The sequence below is a fragment of the Ruegeria sp. CDSC045 genome (genome assembly GCF_059610725.1).
The window spans coordinates 103,513-119,082 of the sequence record NZ_JBXWOE010000014.1; the positions used below are offsets into that span (position 1 = coordinate 103,513).

19 protein-coding genes, 2 tRNA genes and 1 pseudogene are annotated in these 15,570 nt (G+C 56.0%); 11 read left to right on the forward strand and 11 right to left on the reverse strand.

Translation table 11 applies throughout. The features are described 5' to 3' along the window. Positions 1-22 precede the first annotated feature (22 nt). The 3 genes from accC to AC2FH6_RS19875 all read right to left on the reverse strand — a co-directional run bounded on the left by accC (position 23) and on the right by AC2FH6_RS19875 (position 2,562). A complete protein-coding gene (gene accC / locus AC2FH6_RS19865) occupies positions 23-1,372 on the reverse strand; it encodes an acetyl-CoA carboxylase biotin carboxylase subunit (protein WP_271950374.1) in 1,350 nt (449 codons plus the stop codon). Between the two features lie 9 nt (positions 1,373-1,381). Continuing rightward, positions 1,382-1,873 carry an acetyl-CoA carboxylase biotin carboxyl carrier protein gene (accB, locus tag AC2FH6_RS19870; RefSeq protein ID WP_142638133.1) on the reverse strand — a complete coding sequence of 164 codons (492 nt, stop codon included), beginning with the start codon at positions 1,871-1,873 and terminating at the stop codon, positions 1,382-1,384. Positions 1,874-2,025: 152 nt separating this feature from the next. Next, positions 2,026-2,562, reverse strand: a complete 537-nt coding sequence (locus AC2FH6_RS19875; protein ID WP_142638135.1) for a helix-turn-helix domain-containing protein — start codon at positions 2,560-2,562, stop codon at positions 2,026-2,028. Between the two features lie 222 nt (positions 2,563-2,784). Here AC2FH6_RS19875 and AC2FH6_RS19880 point away from each other — a divergent pair, with 222 nt between their 5' ends. From AC2FH6_RS19880 to AC2FH6_RS19900, 5 genes are all read left to right on the forward strand, one after another. Then, entirely contained in the window at positions 2,785-4,083 is a 1,299-nt protein-coding gene (locus AC2FH6_RS19880; RefSeq protein ID WP_281973282.1) for a helix-turn-helix domain-containing protein, read from the forward strand. Between the two features lie 78 nt (positions 4,084-4,161). Continuing rightward, a complete protein-coding gene (locus tag AC2FH6_RS19885) occupies positions 4,162-4,542 on the forward strand; it encodes a response regulator transcription factor (RefSeq protein WP_142638139.1) in 381 nt (126 codons plus the stop codon). Then, the gene (locus AC2FH6_RS19890) at positions 4,539-4,841 is read left to right on the forward strand and encodes a hypothetical protein (RefSeq protein ID WP_281973229.1); all 303 of its coding nucleotides are present in this window, start codon (positions 4,539-4,541) and stop codon (positions 4,839-4,841) included. Before AC2FH6_RS19885 ends, AC2FH6_RS19890 begins: the two co-directional genes overlap by 4 nt. After that, entirely contained in the window at positions 4,841-7,519 is a 2,679-nt protein-coding gene (locus AC2FH6_RS19895) for an ATP-binding protein (RefSeq protein ID WP_496704030.1), read from the forward strand. The genes AC2FH6_RS19890 and AC2FH6_RS19895 overlap by 1 nt, the downstream gene beginning before the upstream one ends. A 50-nt stretch (positions 7,520-7,569) precedes the next feature. After that, the gene (locus tag AC2FH6_RS19900) at positions 7,570-8,688 is read left to right on the forward strand and encodes a FliM/FliN family flagellar motor C-terminal domain-containing protein (RefSeq protein WP_496704031.1); all 1,119 of its coding nucleotides are present in this window, start codon (positions 7,570-7,572) and stop codon (positions 8,686-8,688) included. Between the two features lie 8 nt (positions 8,689-8,696). Here the strand turns inward: AC2FH6_RS19900 and AC2FH6_RS19905 are convergent, their stop codons facing one another. Genes AC2FH6_RS19905 through AC2FH6_RS19920 form a run of 4 tightly spaced genes read right to left on the reverse strand, consistent with a single transcriptional unit; the run spans position 8,697 to position 10,890 of the window. Continuing rightward, positions 8,697-9,128 (reverse strand): protein tyrosine phosphatase family protein, encoded by a 432-nt coding sequence (locus tag AC2FH6_RS19905; protein WP_142638147.1) that lies wholly within the window; start codon positions 9,126-9,128, stop codon positions 8,697-8,699. Positions 9,129-9,137: 9 nt separating this feature from the next. Beyond that, complete coding sequence (locus tag AC2FH6_RS19910) at positions 9,138-9,569, reverse strand: DUF6691 family protein (protein ID WP_496698102.1); 432 nt, start codon at positions 9,567-9,569, stop codon at positions 9,138-9,140. Further along, the gene (locus tag AC2FH6_RS19915) at positions 9,569-9,991 is read right to left on the reverse strand and encodes a YeeE/YedE family protein (protein WP_142638151.1); all 423 of its coding nucleotides are present in this window, start codon (positions 9,989-9,991) and stop codon (positions 9,569-9,571) included. The genes AC2FH6_RS19910 and AC2FH6_RS19915 overlap by 1 nt, the downstream gene beginning before the upstream one ends. A gap of 35 nt (positions 9,992-10,026) precedes the next feature. Beyond that, complete coding sequence (locus AC2FH6_RS19920) at positions 10,027-10,890, reverse strand: MBL fold metallo-hydrolase (protein WP_282022110.1); 864 nt, start codon at positions 10,888-10,890, stop codon at positions 10,027-10,029. Positions 10,891-11,136: 246 nt separating this feature from the next. On the opposite strand from AC2FH6_RS19920, the gene AC2FH6_RS19925 reads away from it, so the two are divergent. Next, complete coding sequence (locus AC2FH6_RS19925; RefSeq protein WP_142638155.1) at positions 11,137-11,352, forward strand: hypothetical protein; 216 nt, start codon at positions 11,137-11,139, stop codon at positions 11,350-11,352. 9 nt (positions 11,353-11,361) lie between these two features. On the opposite strand, the gene AC2FH6_RS19930 is transcribed toward AC2FH6_RS19925, so the two are convergent. Next, positions 11,362-11,580 carry a carboxymuconolactone decarboxylase family protein gene (locus AC2FH6_RS19930; protein WP_142638212.1) on the reverse strand — a complete coding sequence of 73 codons (219 nt, stop codon included), beginning with the start codon at positions 11,578-11,580 and terminating at the stop codon, positions 11,362-11,364. 162 nt (positions 11,581-11,742) lie between these two features. On the opposite strand from AC2FH6_RS19930, the gene AC2FH6_RS19935 reads away from it, so the two are divergent. Then, positions 11,743-12,009, forward strand: coding sequence for a DUF2312 domain-containing protein (locus AC2FH6_RS19935; protein ID WP_142638157.1), 267 nt, complete (start codon positions 11,743-11,745; stop codon positions 12,007-12,009). Between the two features lie 22 nt (positions 12,010-12,031). Here AC2FH6_RS19935 and AC2FH6_RS19940 read toward each other — a convergent pair whose 3' ends face one another. Then, entirely contained in the window at positions 12,032-12,904 is an 873-nt protein-coding gene (locus AC2FH6_RS19940) for a hypothetical protein (protein ID WP_496704032.1), read from the reverse strand. 184 nt (positions 12,905-13,088) lie between these two features. Between AC2FH6_RS19940 and AC2FH6_RS19945 the strand changes: the two genes are divergently transcribed. The 3 genes from AC2FH6_RS19945 (at position 13,089) to AC2FH6_RS19955 (ending at position 14,086) form a co-directional block, all read left to right on the forward strand. Continuing rightward, positions 13,089-13,164, forward strand: a tRNA-Thr gene (locus tag AC2FH6_RS19945). Positions 13,165-13,403: 239 nt separating this feature from the next. Next, positions 13,404-13,489: transfer RNA gene (locus AC2FH6_RS19950), tRNA-Leu, on the forward strand. A gap of 225 nt (positions 13,490-13,714) precedes the next feature. Continuing rightward, positions 13,715-14,086, forward strand: coding sequence for a rhodanese-like domain-containing protein (locus tag AC2FH6_RS19955; RefSeq protein ID WP_496704033.1), 372 nt, complete (start codon positions 13,715-13,717; stop codon positions 14,084-14,086). A gap of 48 nt (positions 14,087-14,134) precedes the next feature. On the opposite strand, the gene AC2FH6_RS19960 is transcribed toward AC2FH6_RS19955, so the two are convergent. After that, entirely contained in the window at positions 14,135-14,935 is an 801-nt protein-coding gene (locus AC2FH6_RS19960; RefSeq protein WP_496704034.1) for an alpha/beta fold hydrolase, read from the reverse strand. Positions 14,936-14,984: 49 nt separating this feature from the next. Between AC2FH6_RS19960 and AC2FH6_RS19965 the strand changes: the two genes are divergently transcribed. After that, positions 14,985-15,359, forward strand: coding sequence for a hypothetical protein (locus AC2FH6_RS19965; protein ID WP_142638198.1), 375 nt, complete (start codon positions 14,985-14,987; stop codon positions 15,357-15,359). Between the two features lie 54 nt (positions 15,360-15,413). On the opposite strand, the pseudogene glyA reads toward AC2FH6_RS19965, so the two are convergent. Continuing rightward, positions 15,414-15,570: pseudogene (glyA, locus tag AC2FH6_RS19970) on the reverse strand (serine hydroxymethyltransferase); the annotation flags it as partial.

A 15,570-nucleotide genomic window follows, 5' to 3' on the forward strand; every position in this document is an offset into this window, starting at 1 on the left:
GTAACCTTCCGACCCAGCAGAGTTAGTCGGCCATATTCTCCGCAAGCCAGTGCTCCAGCCAGTGGATGTTATAATCACCGCTTTGGACGTCACTTTCTTGCAGAAGTGCGTGGAACAAGGGAACCGTCGTGTCGATTCCGTCCACGATCAACTCACCCAATGCGCGTTCGAGACGGGCCAGTGCTTCGGGCCGGTCGCGGCCCTGCACGATCAGTTTGGCGATCAGTGAGTCGTAGTAGGGCGGGATCGTGTACCCGTCATACAACGCTGAATCCATCCGCACACCCAGACCGCCCGGCGCATGGTAGGCCGAGATTTTTCCGGGGCAGGGCGAGAAGTTTGGCAATTTCTCGGCGTTGATCCGAACCTCGATGGCGTGACCATTGATTTTCAGATCATCCTGACCGAATGACATTGGCTGACCAGCCGCAACGCGGATTTGTTCGCGCACCAGATCTACGCCAAAGATGCCCTCAGTGACCGGGTGCTCGACCTGTAGGCGGGTGTTCATCTCGATGAAATAGAAGTCGCCATTTTCGTACAGAAATTCGATCGTACCTGCACCGATATAGTTGATCTTGGCAACCGCATCGGCACAGACCTTACCGATCCTTGCGCGTTCTTCGGGGGTGATGCAGGGGCCGGGTGCCTCTTCGAATACCTTTTGGTGGCGGCGCTGCAGGGAACAGTCGCGCTCGCCCAGATGAACCGCTTGGCCCTTGCCATCGCCAAAGACCTGAATCTCGATGTGGCGCGGTGTGGTCAGGTATTTCTCTATATAGACCTCGTCATTACCAAATGCGGCTTTGCCTTCGGCGCGCGCGGTCATAAAGGCGCTTTCCATCTCATCCGCACTCATCGCGACTTTCATGCCGCGTCCGCCGCCACCGGCGGTGGCCTTGATGATGACAGGATAGCCGAATTCTTCACCGATCCGCTTGGCTGCGGCCAGATCCGGCACGCCACCATCTGAACCAGGCACACAGGGAACGCCCAAGGCCTTCATCGTGTCCTTGGCGGTGATCTTGTCCCCCATCACGCGGATATGTTCAGCGGTGGGGCCAATGAAGGTGATGTCGTGATCTTCGACGATCTGCACAAACTCGGCATTTTCAGACAAAAAGCCGTAGCCCGGGTGGATCGCCTGAGCGCCAGTGATCTCGCAGGCTGAGATGATCGCAGGCACCGACAGATAGCTTTGAGGGCTGGGCGGGGGGCCGATACAGACCGATTCGTCCGCCATGCGTACATGCATCGCGTCACTGTCTGCGGTTGAATGGACGGCGACTGTCTTAATCCCCATCTCGCGGGCGGCGCGGATGACGCGCAGGGCGATCTCGCCTCGGTTGGCAATCAGGATCTTGTCGAACATGGGGCCGCCTTACTCAACAATGACCAGAGGAGTGCCGAATTCCACAGCATCGCCATCACCCACCAAAATACGCTTGATAGTGCCGGATTTAGGCGCGTGGATGTGGTTCATGGTTTTCATCGCTTCGACGATCAGCAGCGTGTCGCCTTCGGAAACACTGGCACCGACGGAGATGAAGGACGGCGCACCCGGCTCGGGCTGCATGTACACGGTGCCGACCATGGGCGAAGTCACAGCGCCCGGATGGCTGGCTGGATCGTCACTTGCTGTGGGTGCTTCAGCTGCTGCTGGTGCGGCTGCCGGGGCTGCGGCTGGCGCGGCCGCCGGGACCGCAACCTGGACCGGAGCGGCGACGGGTGACATGCGGCTAACGCGTACGTTCAAGCTGTCATCTTCGCCATAATCACGCTTTACCTGCAACTCGGTCAGGTCGTTTTCCCGCAGCAGTTCGGCCAGTGCCTTGATAAACGCCACATCCGCTTCGTGTTTGGTATCTGTCATGAGTGTCCTCGACGGTTCCCCTTTGGCCCGTCTGTTTCGCGCGGGCTTTGGTCTGATTACGCAGCGTTATAAGCTAAGCGTACGGCCATGAAAAGCACAGTCTCGGCCTGTCAGATGGGGGTTTTGCTGAAGATTACCAGTGGTAAACAGCGTTACAGCGGCATTCCGGAGAGTTTCGCAACCAGTTCAGGCAGTTTACGTGCCCCGAATTTTTCAAGCAGCCGCGCACGGTAGGCTTCGATTGTACGATAGCTCAGGTTTAGTTCCGCACCGATTTCCTTGGCCGACAAGCCCTTGCAGGACAGAATGGCAACCTCGCGCTCACGGCTGGTTAGCTCGACCAAAGGGCGTTCCTCGGAAATATCCGAAAAACTCCAGATGCCATGGCGGAATGGATCTTCAGGCGTTAGCGAACGTCCACGCGCGCGGCACCAGAATAAGTCGCTATCGCGGCGACGCATGACCCTCTCATCCGTATAATATCCGGTGTCGCGCATGATTTGCAGGCTCCGTGCGCCGATACGTTCCCAATCTGCGACAGAAGGGTAGAGGTGTAGCAGGGGCATGTTGCGGTAATCGGCCTCTTCACCGCCGAAAGTGCGTGCGAACTGCAGATTGCACCGGCGGATCACGCGGTTCTCCAACTCGACCAATCCGATCGGCGCATATTCAAAGGCTGGGTCGCTCATATGTCCATGGTGCAGGTGTTTTTCCGAAAATAGAAGGGGAAGGCCTGTGATTTTCGAAATATGCAAATGGGTTACACCGTGGTCCGGGTGTTTGGAACTGCGGGATGCGTTTGTGAAGAAAGTAAATTGCTCAAGAAAACTAATTGCTAAAGACTTATATTTAAATAATAGTTTTGAAAATGCTTCTGAGGTTGACCAAAGGAGGCAGCGGAAAAAGAGGAAATTTTGCGGGACACGTTAACAGGCAGCCGTATTCGCGAAAGGCGGCAGATCGCAGGATTGCGTCAGGCCCAGCTTGCACGGCAGGTTGGAATCTCGGCATCCTATCTGAACCTGATCGAGCATAACCGCCGCAGGATCGGAGGAAAGCTGCTGGTGGATATCGCTGCGGCCCTGACCGTTGAGCCTTCGGTGCTAACCCAGGGGATCGAGGCGACGCTGATTTCTGCGCTGCGCGAGGCTGCGGCAGATGCAGTTGGCCAGAAAGCCGAAGTGGACGGGCTTGAGGAGTTCGCAAGTAGGTTTCCAGGGTGGGCGGGCGTTTTGGCGCAAATGCACAGCCGAGTGGTGTCGTTAGAGCGAACGATTGAAACCCTGTCGGATCGTTTGACCCACGATCCGCATCTGGCGGCATCCATGCACGAGGTCCTTTCGACAGCCGCCGCGATTCGTTCCACCGCTGCCATTCTTGCTGAAACGCAAGAGATTGAACCCGAGTGGCAAGACCGATTCCACCGGAACCTGCACCAGGATGCCGAACGCCTGGCCGATAGCTCCAAATCGCTGGTGGCCTATCTGGATGATTCCGAGGGGGCCGAGGATCGTCGCGGGGTCCCTCTGGAAGATGTCGAAGCATTTTTTGACAGGCATGATCACCATTTCCCGGAAATCGAATCCGGAGGCGGAAGCGCAGATGTTAATCTGAATGAGATTGATTCCTCTGCCGCGCGAAAAGTGGCGCGGGATATTCTGGACGTTTACGAATCCGACGCTCGGCTTTTGCCTCTGGATGCGCTCAAAGGGGCTTTGGATCGGGGAGTTACAGATCCTTTGCTTTTGGCAACAGAGTATTCAGTCGACATCGCCACCGTGCTGAGGCGGCTGGCCGCCTTGCCCAAAGGGTATTTGTCGCGCCCGACCGGGCTGGTGATATGTGATGCCTCAGGCAGCATTTTGTTCAGCAAATCGGTGCCCGGTTTTGCCATGCCCAGGTTCGGCGAGGCGTGTCCTCTGTGGCCGCTGTTTCAGGCGCTGAACCGGCCGCTGGTTCCGATCCGAAAACGGATCGTTCAGTTGGGGCGAACGGCCGCGGAATTCGATTGTTATGCCTATGCCTGGCCGCAATCCATTTCCGGCTATGAAGATGCGCCGGTTTATCGTTCGGTCATGCTGGTTCGATCCGTCGAAGAAAGCCCTCAGGGCAGTCAGGCGGTTGCCCATGTTGGCCCAAGTTGCCGGGTCTGCCCCAATAAGGACTGTGAATCGCGCCGAGAGCCCTCGATTTTGAGCGAAGGTTTTTGACAGTTTCGTGACACTGCGCATAAGCTGTTTCGGACAGGTTGACAGTGGTGCAGCCCGTCTCGGGGAGGAATGAAATATATGAGCCGAAAGGTTCTGTTGATCGAGGATGAGCCGAACATTGCTGAAGCCATTCGGTTTTTGCTGACCCGCGAGGGATGGCAGGTTGAAACGCATGCTGAAGGGACGGATGCGCTGCTGGTGATACAGGGCGCGAAGCCGGATCTTGTGATTCTGGATGTGATGCTGCCGGGCAAAAGCGGGATGGAGATTTTGCGCGACTTGCGCGAACTCGAAGAGCTGCGAAATCTTCCGGTTCTGATGCTAACGGCTCGTGGCCAATCGAAAGATCGTGAGATGGCCGAGAATGCAGGGGTCAGCCGGTTCATGACAAAGCCGTTTTCCAATGCAGAAGTTCTGACCGCCGTCCGCGATTTGCATGCGCAGGCCTCGCGGTCATGAGCATGCAGGACGACCGCCAACCATCTGGTGCGCGGCCGTCGCTGTTTCTTGAGCGTCAAAGTTACCGCCGACGCAGGCTAACCGACGCCGCCCGTTTATTGCCCATATTGGGGGCCGCGCTGATTGCGATTCCGTTGCTGTGGCCGCGTGGGGGCGATGCAGCGGACGGAGTGCCGCTGTCTTCTGCGATTCTCTATATCTTCACATGCTGGGCGGTTTTGATCGTTGCCAGCGTCCTCTTTGGGTTCGCCGCAAGACGCATATCAACCGGCGATGATTCCGAGCCAGGTCAAGACTGATGGCAACGCTGAACGTGCTGATCCTGGTTTGTTTGGGCTATGTGGTGCTGTTGTTCAGCGTCGCATTCGCCGCCGACAGAATGGCCGCGGCGGGCAGGGGGGCGTGGCTGCGATCTCCGTTGATCTACACGCTGTCGCTGTCGATCTATTGTACCGCCTGGACCTTTTATGGCGCGGTAGGGAACGCCGCCCGGTCGGGGCTGGAGTTCGTAACGATCTATCTGGGCCCCACGCTGGTCATGATCTGTTGGTGGTGGGGATTGCGCAAGCTGGTTCGGGTTGGCCGCAGCCAGAGGGTGACCTCAATCGCTGACCTGATTTCGTCTCGCTATGGCAAGTCGAACACTCTGGCGATTTGCGTCACAATTCTGGCCGTGTTGGGCGGGACACCCTATATTGCGCTGCAACTTCAATCCATTACGCTGTCATTCTCAATCTTTGCCGAGGCCGACCCAAGCGGTCTTTACCGCGAAGGGTCCAGTGTGTTCTGGGTTGCGGCGGGGCTGGCGGTGTTCGCCATTCTGTTCGGTACCCGCAATCTGGATGCCAACGAACGCCATCATGGCGTTGTCACGGCCATCGCATTGGAATCTGTCGTTAAACTTTTTGCGCTGCTGGCCGTGGGCATTTTCGTTGTCTGGGGTATAGCCGGAGGAGTCAGTCCGATGATGGACCGCATCGATGCCTCTGAGATCGGGCAGTGGAATGTGAATGCCGGACGCTGGACCACGTTTATTTTTCTATCGGCTGCGGCCTTTGTGTGTCTACCGAGGATGTTTCAGGTGATGGTGGTGGAGAACGCCGATGAAGGGCATCTGAGGACAGCCGCATGGGCCTTCCCCCTGTATCTGCTGTTGATGAGTCTCTTTGTCGTGCCAATCGCGGTCGTAGGATTGGACCTTTTGCCCGAAGGATCGAATCCGGATCTGTTCGTGCTGACGGTGCCCCTGTCGCAGGGCAATGAATGGCTGGCGATGCTGTCCTTTATTGGCGGCTTTTCATCCGCCACATCGATGGTGATTGTCACGGCAATGGCCCTATCGACCATGGTGTCAAATCACGTCGTGATGCCGATCTGGTTTAGCCGGCAGGAGGGCGCTGGCGCCGTATCCGGTGATGTCCGCAATGTGGTTTTGCTGTCCCGGCGGATTTCAATCGCCGTGATCATGGTGCTTGGGTTTTCGTATTACCGCATCTCCGGCGGCGGGGCTGCGCTGGCGTCGATCGGTCTGGTGGCCTTTGCCGGGATTTCCCAGATTTTGCCCTCGCTGGTTGGGGGGCTGTTCTGGCGCGGGGCGACGCGAACAGGCGCTTTGGTCGGGCTGACGGTCGGGTTCTTGTTGTGGATCTACACGCTGTTGTTGCCCGGCATGGGCAGCGCGATTATGTCGGATAGTGTCCTGCAGAACGGACCGTTCGGATGGGGCTGGTTGCGCCCGCAGGCCTTGTTCGGGATCGACGGAATGGACCCGATGGTGCACGCGGTGTTATGGTCGCTTTCTCTGAACACATTGGCATTTTGCGCGGCCTCTTTGCTGAGTTTTCCAAGCCCGCTCGAACGTTTGCAAGGGGCGCAATTCGTCAACGTATTCGACCATTCGGTCGCGCTGCGCGGTTGGACCGGATCGGTAGCGCAAAGCGAAGACCTGATGATCATGACCCAGCGCATTTTGGGCGCAGGTCCGGCGCAAGAGTTCTTTCAGGCACAGGCCGAACAGCAGGGTGGGCGGTCCAGCCTGCCCGAACCTACGCCAGGGTTTTTGGAGCGGTTGGAACGTGAACTCAGCGGCTCGGTCGGGGCGGCGACAGCGCATGCGATGATCGGGCAGATTGTTGGTGGTTCCTCCGTTTCGGTCGAGGATTTGCTCGCTGTGGCTGACGAATCCGCGCAGATGTTGGAATACTCCAGCCAACTGGAAGCGAAATCCGCTGAACTCAGCCGTACGGCGCGTCAGTTGCGTGAGGCGAACACCAAGCTGACGCAAATTTCCGAACAGAAGGACGGGTTCCTCAGCCAAGTCAGCCACGAATTGCGAACCCCCATGACCTCGATCCGAGCATTTTCCGAGATCATGCGGGATACCGAAGGTCTGACCAGCGAAGAAAGAACGCGTTACGCTGCCATCATCCATGACGAGGCGCTTCGGTTGACACGGCTGCTGGATGACTTGCTGGACCTGAGCGTTCTGGAAAGTGGACGAGTCAATTTGAACAAGAGCGGTGACACCCTGCGGTCGGTCTTGGACCGTGCCGTGTCCAGCGCCTTGGCTGGAAACAGCCAAAGACTGACCGTTCGGCGGTCTAAAACCTCCGAACGCGTTCTCCTGCATACGGATTTGGACCGTCTGGGGCAGGTGTTTATCAATCTGATTTCGAACGCTCAGAAGTATTGTGATGCCAAAGAACCAGTTCTGACGATTTCCGCGCATGATGTCGGCGGACAGGTCGTCATTGATTTTGCTGATAACGGCACCGGCATTCCCCCGGATGCCCGGCAGATGGTTTTTGAGAAATTTGCCCGCGTCGGAGGCGACAAGGCAGGTGGTGCGGGGCTGGGATTAGCGATCTGCCGTGAGATTATGCAAAGACTGGGGGGCGATATCAGCTACTTGCCCGGCCATGGTGGGGCTGCGTTCCGGGTCAGGCTGCCACAGGCCTACCGACAGGCTGCGCAGTGACGGCTGTATAAACAGGTTGGTAACTATCGCCGGGTTAGACCTGAAAGAGAATGCAGGAACAATCAGCGGTTTTAGGCATGACGCAATCTGTCAGCGCGGCTCTGGCGCGCAAGCTTTCGATCAGTCAGGAGGAAAAGGGTGACAAGCCTCGCTCGATCCTCCGTGCGCTGCGTCTGGCTTTTGCGCGCGCGGCAGAAGATCGTTTGCAGATGCCGTTGTCGGTTATTGGCGCCAAACAATCCTGTCGGCCACCAGGTGGGCTGACACAGTCTTTGGATGAGGATTGGATATTGCTGCTCTTTTCAGGCTCAGACAGCAGCTTGGCTGCGATCTGCATGGATATAGGGTTAGTGTCGGCTGTCGTGCAGGCTCAGACAATAGGCGAGGTGATGCCCGAAGCGCCTTCTGCGCGGGGGTTCACCGATACGGACGCGGCCATGGTGTCCCCTTGGATCGAAGAGGGGCTGTCCCGCGCGGCATCACTTGTCGAAACGACGAGTGACCGCATGTGCCTGATCGGTTTTGAATATGCTTCGCGCCTTGCGGATCTGCGAACTTTGACCCTAGCGATGGTGGAAGAGGAATACCGAGTTTTTGAACTGACGGTCGAACTTGGCGGTGGGCTGAGACAAGGTCAGCTTTCAGTACTGTTGCCCATCCGACCGGCTGAAACGGCCGAGACGGAGGTGATTCATGATGAGCCAGAGGGCAGGCTTGATCAGGCATCGGGCGTGTTGAGGGCAGATTTGAATACGGTGGTCTGCCGGATGCCCTTGTCTCTGGCGACGCTGACAAAACTGGCGGTGGGGGATGTGTTGCCATTGATCGGGGCGCGGCTGGATCGTACCGAGATTGTGGCGATCGACCGCAGCCGGGCCGCGATCGGACGGCTCGGCCAATGCGGAGGGCTGCGTGCGGTGCGCCTGAACGATACCTACCAAACTCAGGCATTTTCCCAGCCCGAAGAAAATGAGTTCCTTGAGGCGAGTTCAGCCAGTATACACGAAGAGGGGCCAACCGAACACGGGCAGGAAATAATGCCATTTTCCCCCGGCGCGCTGGGCCAAGAGGGGACAGAATTGAACCTCGAGAATTCGGAACACATGGTTGCCGAGATATCTCAACTGGCTGGTTTATCTGGGGATGAAAGCGCGCTGAAAGGCAGTTAGCAGACGGCTCAAGTCACTGATCTGCGTATTTCTTCCAAGGTTGGACGTAGGTTGTCCAACGCATAGCCTGCCTTGGTCGTCGCCTGAAGGATGTCTTCGGTGCTCATGCTTTCGCACTGCCCCAATGCCCAGATCACAGAACAACGCGTGCCCGATGCACAATATGCGAGTACCGGACCGGCACAGGATTCTGCCAGGTCACGTTGCAAGGAGACGTTTTCGGGCGTCATGGTCTGATGCGTCAGCTCTAGCACTTCGTATTCCAACCCGGCAGCACGCACGGCCTGTCCGATAGCATCTGACTGGAGATCCTCGGGAACTTCGCTGTTCGGCCGGTTGCAGATCACTTTGACAAAGCCTGCCTCGACAATAGTGGGAACATCCTCGACCGAAATTTGCGGCGAGACGGCATAGCGGGGGGTTATCGGTCGAATCTCCATGGCTACTGCTTAGGTCGCGTTTACGGTTCTGTCCAGTTTTGCACCTACGGCAGGAGCGGCATACATCCCTGCGAGCATGGAAACCAGAAACACAACGCCTCCGGTTCCGCCATACGTAAGAGACGCGATGGCTGGACCGGGACACAGTCCCGCTAATCCCCATCCCATGCCAAACATGACCGATCCGATGATAAGGCGGCGATCCAGTTCATGCTGAACCATCGTCGGGAATTTCCCACCCGACAGCGGTTTGCGATCTGGAACCAGCCTCCATGCGATCATCATGGGCACAATGGCTCCCCCCATCACAAATGCGAGTGTCGGATCCCAGTTGCCGAAAATATCCAGCCACCCCTGAACCTTGGTTGTGTCAGTCATGCCGGAAATCAATAGGCCTGCTCCGAACAAGGAGCCCGAAAGAAGCGATATCAGATTGCGCATCAGATCAACCCCCAGACATGGCGAAATAAGGCCAGCGTCACTGCCCCGGCCGCAATGTAAAGGATCGTTGCCACGATCCCGCGCACCGAAAACCGGGAAATGCCGCACACCCCATGTCCAGAGGTGCACCCGTTGGCAATTCGTGTCCCGATACCGACAAGCAGCCCAGCCCCGATCACAACCGTCAAATTCGAGGTCAGGTTTGTCTGCGGCCCCGGCGACAAAAACAGGCTTAGCATCAACGGCGTCCCAATCATCCCAGCGAGGAAATACAGCCGCTCTGCCGAGCGGTCAGAGCGATCGACAAGCCCTCCCAGGATACCACTCGCCCCCATTACACGACCGTTTCCAAGCAGGTAAACTGCTGCGCCAAGGCCAATCAACAGGCCGCCTACCAGTCCCCATATCCATTCTGAATACACTGATTTGTTCCCCCAATAAGTTCGGCTCTAGCCGTCTAAAGTTTGTTCACTGGTAGCTTCAGGAACACGTCGCCATTCTCATCCTCAGGCGGCATCTGACCCGCCCGCATATTGACTTGTAAAGAGGGCAGGATCAGCCGCGGCATGGCCAAAGTGGCATCGCGGGCGTCGCGCATTTCAACGAATTCCTCGATAGGTCGACCTTGCCCGATATGCACGTTCAAGGCTTTTTGCTCTTCAACAGTTGTTTCCCACGCAAACTCGTCCCGCCCAGGAGCTTTGTAGTCATGCCCGACAAAGATGCGTGTCGCATCCGGCAGTGAAAGGATCCTCTGGATCGAGTTGTACAAATCTCCGGACGATCCGCCGGGAAAGTCGCATCGCGCGGTGCCAAAATCCGGCATGAACAGCGTGTCTCCGACAAATGCCGCGTCGCCGATGACATAGGTCATGCAGGCGGGCGTATGCCCGGGGGTGTGCAAGACGTCCCCTCTCATTTGGCCGACATGAAATCCGTCGCCGTCGCGGAACAAGGCGTCGAACTGGCTACCATCGCGCTGAAACTCGGTACCCTCGTTGAAAATTTTCCCGAAAGTTTCCTGGATGGCGACGATTTGATCACCGATGCCAATCTTGCCTCCGAGTTTCTGCTGCAAATAGGGGGCTGCTGAAAGGTGGTCGGCATGGACATGGCTTTCCAGAATCCATTCGGTTCGCAACGAATTGGATTGGACATATCCGATGATCTCATCCGCAGATCGCGTATTGGTCCGGCCGGATGCGTGATCGAAATCCAGAACACTATCTATGATCGCGCAGGCATCGCCTTCAGGATCCTGAACCAGATAAGACACCGTGAATGTCTCGGCGTCAAAAAATGCTTTCACTTTGGGCGTCATGGTTTCCTCCGCCGGTTAGGTCTTAGTCATATATTAATAACGGAATGTGAAGCAATCAACATTTGGTGATTTGATGCCGGTCAAGGCAGAAGCGGCAAAGTTGGGCTAAAATTCTGGCATCCTGCGAAAGCGCGCCGATGTTAGGGGGCGGTCGGGCGAATTTTCGCGCGATAGAATAACTGAGTGATGTAAGTCTTAAAACCGTTACTAAACTATAGGTAACTGATGACATTTGGGAGGATGGATATGCCGAGAATAGATTTGTATTCCGAAGCCGAACAACTTGAGAAAAAACTGAAGGGCGCCAGTGTTGATACCCGCCTTGCCCTTCAGCCCAGTGTCACAAAGGTCATCGAGAAGATGCGTCTGCAGGGTGTTGAGGTTCCTGCGCGCCTGCGTCGCCTGGATGCGGCCCTGTGCGAGGACGTTATGGAAGCGCGTTTCGACAATCTGCCGGTTTGATGGCCGCAGTCAACCGAACGAGATTCCAAGTATAACCAGCATCAGACCTATCACCGACAAAAAGAGCGCGCCCATGTTCCAGGGCAGCACCCGTTGAACAACGGCGCGCAATTCATCGTCAGACAGGCCGGATTTGCGGGCTTTCATGACATGCAGAATGCACCAAACCAGCCCAGCCAGGCCGATAAGTGACAGGGCGGCACCGCCCCAGGTGATGAATTCGAACATCGTTTTCCATCTTTCAACGTCTGACCTGAGCGCTTAACTGATCGCGCTGGCCCGCACAAGCGAGACTGGTTTTTTGCATGCTTGCGGCTTGGCTCGCACCGATGTATCCCGCTTGTTGCCCACCTTTTCAGCATGACAAACCAGCCTCTGGGAGAGACTTAGATGGAAGAGAATACCGAAGATCAGGCCGCCGCGAATTACCGTGTAACCGCGGGTGAGCTGCGCCAGTTCATCGAACGGATCGAGCGTCTGGATGCGGAAAAGAAAGATTTGGCGGAGCAACAAAAAGAAGTGATGGCCGAGGCAAAAGCGCGGGGCTACGACACCAAGGTCATGCGGAAAGTGATCGCATTGCGCAAACGTGACAAAGACGACATTGCCGAGGAAGAGGCGGTGTTGGAAATGTACAAAGAAGCGCTGGGAATGTAACGGCTGCTTTCCCGCTATAGACTCAAGGTCTTAGAACCTGCACTCCGGGCATGGACTCAAGTCGGTCCATGTCCTGCGCATATAATTCTGCAAACGCGTCGACGATTTCCATGCTCCAATCTGGCAGATCAAGCTCTTCTGTTGTGAGCTCGGTTTTGGCGTGTTCCTCCAAAACCGTGGCAAGGTCGTCACGCAAATGTTCGTCCTGTTCCAGGCTTTGATCAATCAATGCCAGACCTTTGGATTTGCCTGAATCGTCTAGAAGTGACAGCAGTAAATCAAACTCGTCAACCAGCGTGTTGTCCGGGGGGAGGGCCGCGATTGCACGGATTATATCTCCCCAGATCAGAGGTGCGTCCTCATTGCTCCAGAGTGTGATTTTGACATTGGGCGCAAGATCTCTGATGTCCTCGACCATGCTGATCCAGCTGAGGCAGCTGATATCGGTACTTCGCATTTTGTCGAGGCGACTCTGTTCAGGTAGCGACATCAAAGCTTTGGGAATAAATCTGCCAGGGCTTAAAAAACCCATACAAAGCTCAATTTCGTGGTCAGGAAAGGACTTTTCAAGCAACTCCATTCGGCGTCCCGCATTTGGGTATAGCTGCCCGTCGTCCAGTGCATTTCCAACATCGCCTGCAAAGCTGGCGCATGAGTAAATCAAACGATCGACCTTCGGAGCCGATCGCAACCCAGCCCGAAGCATTTCCTTTGCGGCACCGATTTCATCCTGGTTTTCAATGGCAGCAAAGGCGGGTTCGAAAATTTGCCGATAACGGCGCGGGCCAAATACGGATGCACCATTTTGATGCAACGCGTCGGTGTTGCGTTGAAGGGACCGCAATACGAGACCTTCATCGGTGAACGCAGCACCTGCGTGGATTGCAACCTGCATATTCGGTTTTTACCCTCGCGTTCGTGCACATTATCTGTTGGGTTACAGGCTGTACTCCGCACAGTCAAACCAGGCGGAGTAAATTCTCTGGGCCAGACCCAGTGCCATGAATACAGAAAATCGTTAAGCGGCGGCAAAATTCTGTCTTGAAGTCCGTAACAAGAGGCATTAATCGACACCAAGTGCCCCTATAGCTCAGCTGGTAGAGCAACTGATTTGTAATCAGTAGGTCCGCGGTTCGAGTCCGTGTGGGGGCACCATTTCACTCTAAGATTCTTTCTATTTCTTGATTTTCCAAAAGTCAGAATGATTGGGACAGCGCAGGCGAATTGCGTAACGAAGAGTTTTTCCGAGGACTTTTTCTGATGACCTGCGTAAATGGGGTGGTGGTCAAAGGCGGCGATTGAATTTCCGCAAGTTGCATCGGCGAAACGCATTGTGTTCATAGCCTTATGGCCTTACTGGTGCTTTCAGCCTAAAAACTGGCCCAACGCGCTGTGCGGGCGTGATGGAATGGTAGACATATCAGACTTAAAATCTGAAGGGCGTATGCCCGTGTGGGTTCGAGTCCCACCGCCCGCACCACCTCTGCCACCCTGATTGATTTTCAAGTCTCGATGCAGCGGAACCTCTCCCGATTTGCTTTGGTTCGGGTTCGGCGGGAATTGAATACCGGGATTGGTCCAGCGCAAAAATCGGTGTCCTGCATTAAATGTCCAATATCTATCCAGTCTAAGGTGAGGGCCTGTCAGGCTACACCTTCCAGTTCCTGCATGTTAGCATCCCGTAAATTTCTTCAGGAGACACCATATGCCGTTGACCGTAAAACAAATGATGGAAGCTGCGAACTCCACCGTCGAGCGAATCCAGAGAGCCAAAGCGGTCGAGATCCTGGAGCGAGGTGGCCTGCTTCTGGACATCCGCGATGCAGCGGAATTGCAGCAGACAGGGCATGCTTCGGGGTCTCATCATATCCCGCGCGGTATGTTGGAGTTTCGGGCCGATGACACTCTGCAATCACATGATCCAGAGCTTCGCAAAGATCGCCCAATTGTCTTGTATTGTGCCTCGGGTGGCCGCGCTGCCCTTGCGGGAAAGCTGTTGCAGGACATGGGGTATGAGCAGGTCTATAACCTGGGTGGCTTGGTCGATTGGGTGAATGGCGGGGGCGAAGTCGCCTAGCCAATAGGAAACGCCAGAACCCAAGCTGTGATCGGTCGAAAGGTCAGGTCAGGCGTTGAGGAACGTCCTGACGGCGGCCTCGAACTCACGCGGTTTTTCCGCATGCAGCCAATGTCCTGCACCAGGTATTTTTGCAAAACGTGCCGAAGGGAACATTCCGCGGATCACTGAGCGATGTTCCGGCAGCACATAGTCGGACTCCCCCCCGGACAAAAACAGTGTTTGACCACCCCAGGATGCGTCTGTTTCAGGAAAGCCCATGATCTTGGGCATTTCAGAGGCCAAAGTATCCAGGTTCAAAAGCCAACGCTGTCCGTTGATGTCGAGTGACTGCGTGAAAAAGCTCTGAAGGGCTTTTTCAACTCCGTTGTCGGCCAGTTGTTGTTCAGCGTCGGAGCGACGCTCGACCCGGGAAAGGTCCACCGCGCGCATCGCTTCAATAAACTGAATCTGACTGTGGCTATAGGCCACCGGGGCGATGTCTGCCACCACCAGTTTGCGCAGCTTTGCGCTGTGCAGCAGGGCTAAAGTCATGGATGCCTTGCCGCCCATCGAATGTCCGACGACATCTGCCTGTCCGCCGAACTGGTCGATAACTTCGGCCAGATCATTTGCTAGATCGGAATACCCATGGTCATGCGTCCACATGCTGTTTGCGTGGTTGCGCATATCAACCGCCACAACTTGCCGCTCGTCAGATAGCCGGCGGGCGATGACCCCCCAGTTCCGGGCCGAGCCATATAGGCCATGGGCGATCAGCAAAGGGGGCTTGTCGGTTGGTTCACCATGTATGATCGTGTTCAGCATAGTGCCGTGATACCCGCCGCAATCTGAAACGGCCAGCCCCATTGTGGCTCCTATTCCACATGGGTAAGCTGTCAGCTCAGGAGGCCGCAGCATGCCGCAAGACACAGATATACAAACCCAAATTGCGCAGACCATTCAGCTGTTGCGTGACAAGTTGGGTGTGCGTGACAAAACGCTGACCGCCTCGGTCAAAAAGGCCAAAAGGCAACTGCCGCGCCGGATATACAAACAGGCAATGGTCCTGGCACAAGCAGAGCAGATGGCGGCCCACCCAAAACTGCGACTTGTGCTGGACAATCCGAAACTGATCCAGGCCTCGGAAGAGGTTCAAAAACATCTGGGGGGTATCAATTTGGCGGATCGGCGGATGGGGTGGTTTCTAGGAATGCTGGGCGGGCTGACTTTTAACCTGTTGGCCTTTTCTGCTTTGTTACTGATCTTCATGTTGTGGCAGGGGCTTATCTGACCACAAAAAAAACGGCGCCGGATTGGCGCCGTTTGGTCTTGGATGACTGAATTCTTACAAGTTTGGATAGATAGGGAATCTGGCGCAGAGGTTTGCGACTTCGGCTTTGACTTTGGCCTCGACCTCACCGTTACCGTCCTCGCCATTTGCGGCCAGACCGTCGACCACTTCGATGATCCAGTCGGCGATCTGGCGGAACTCGGCCTCGCCG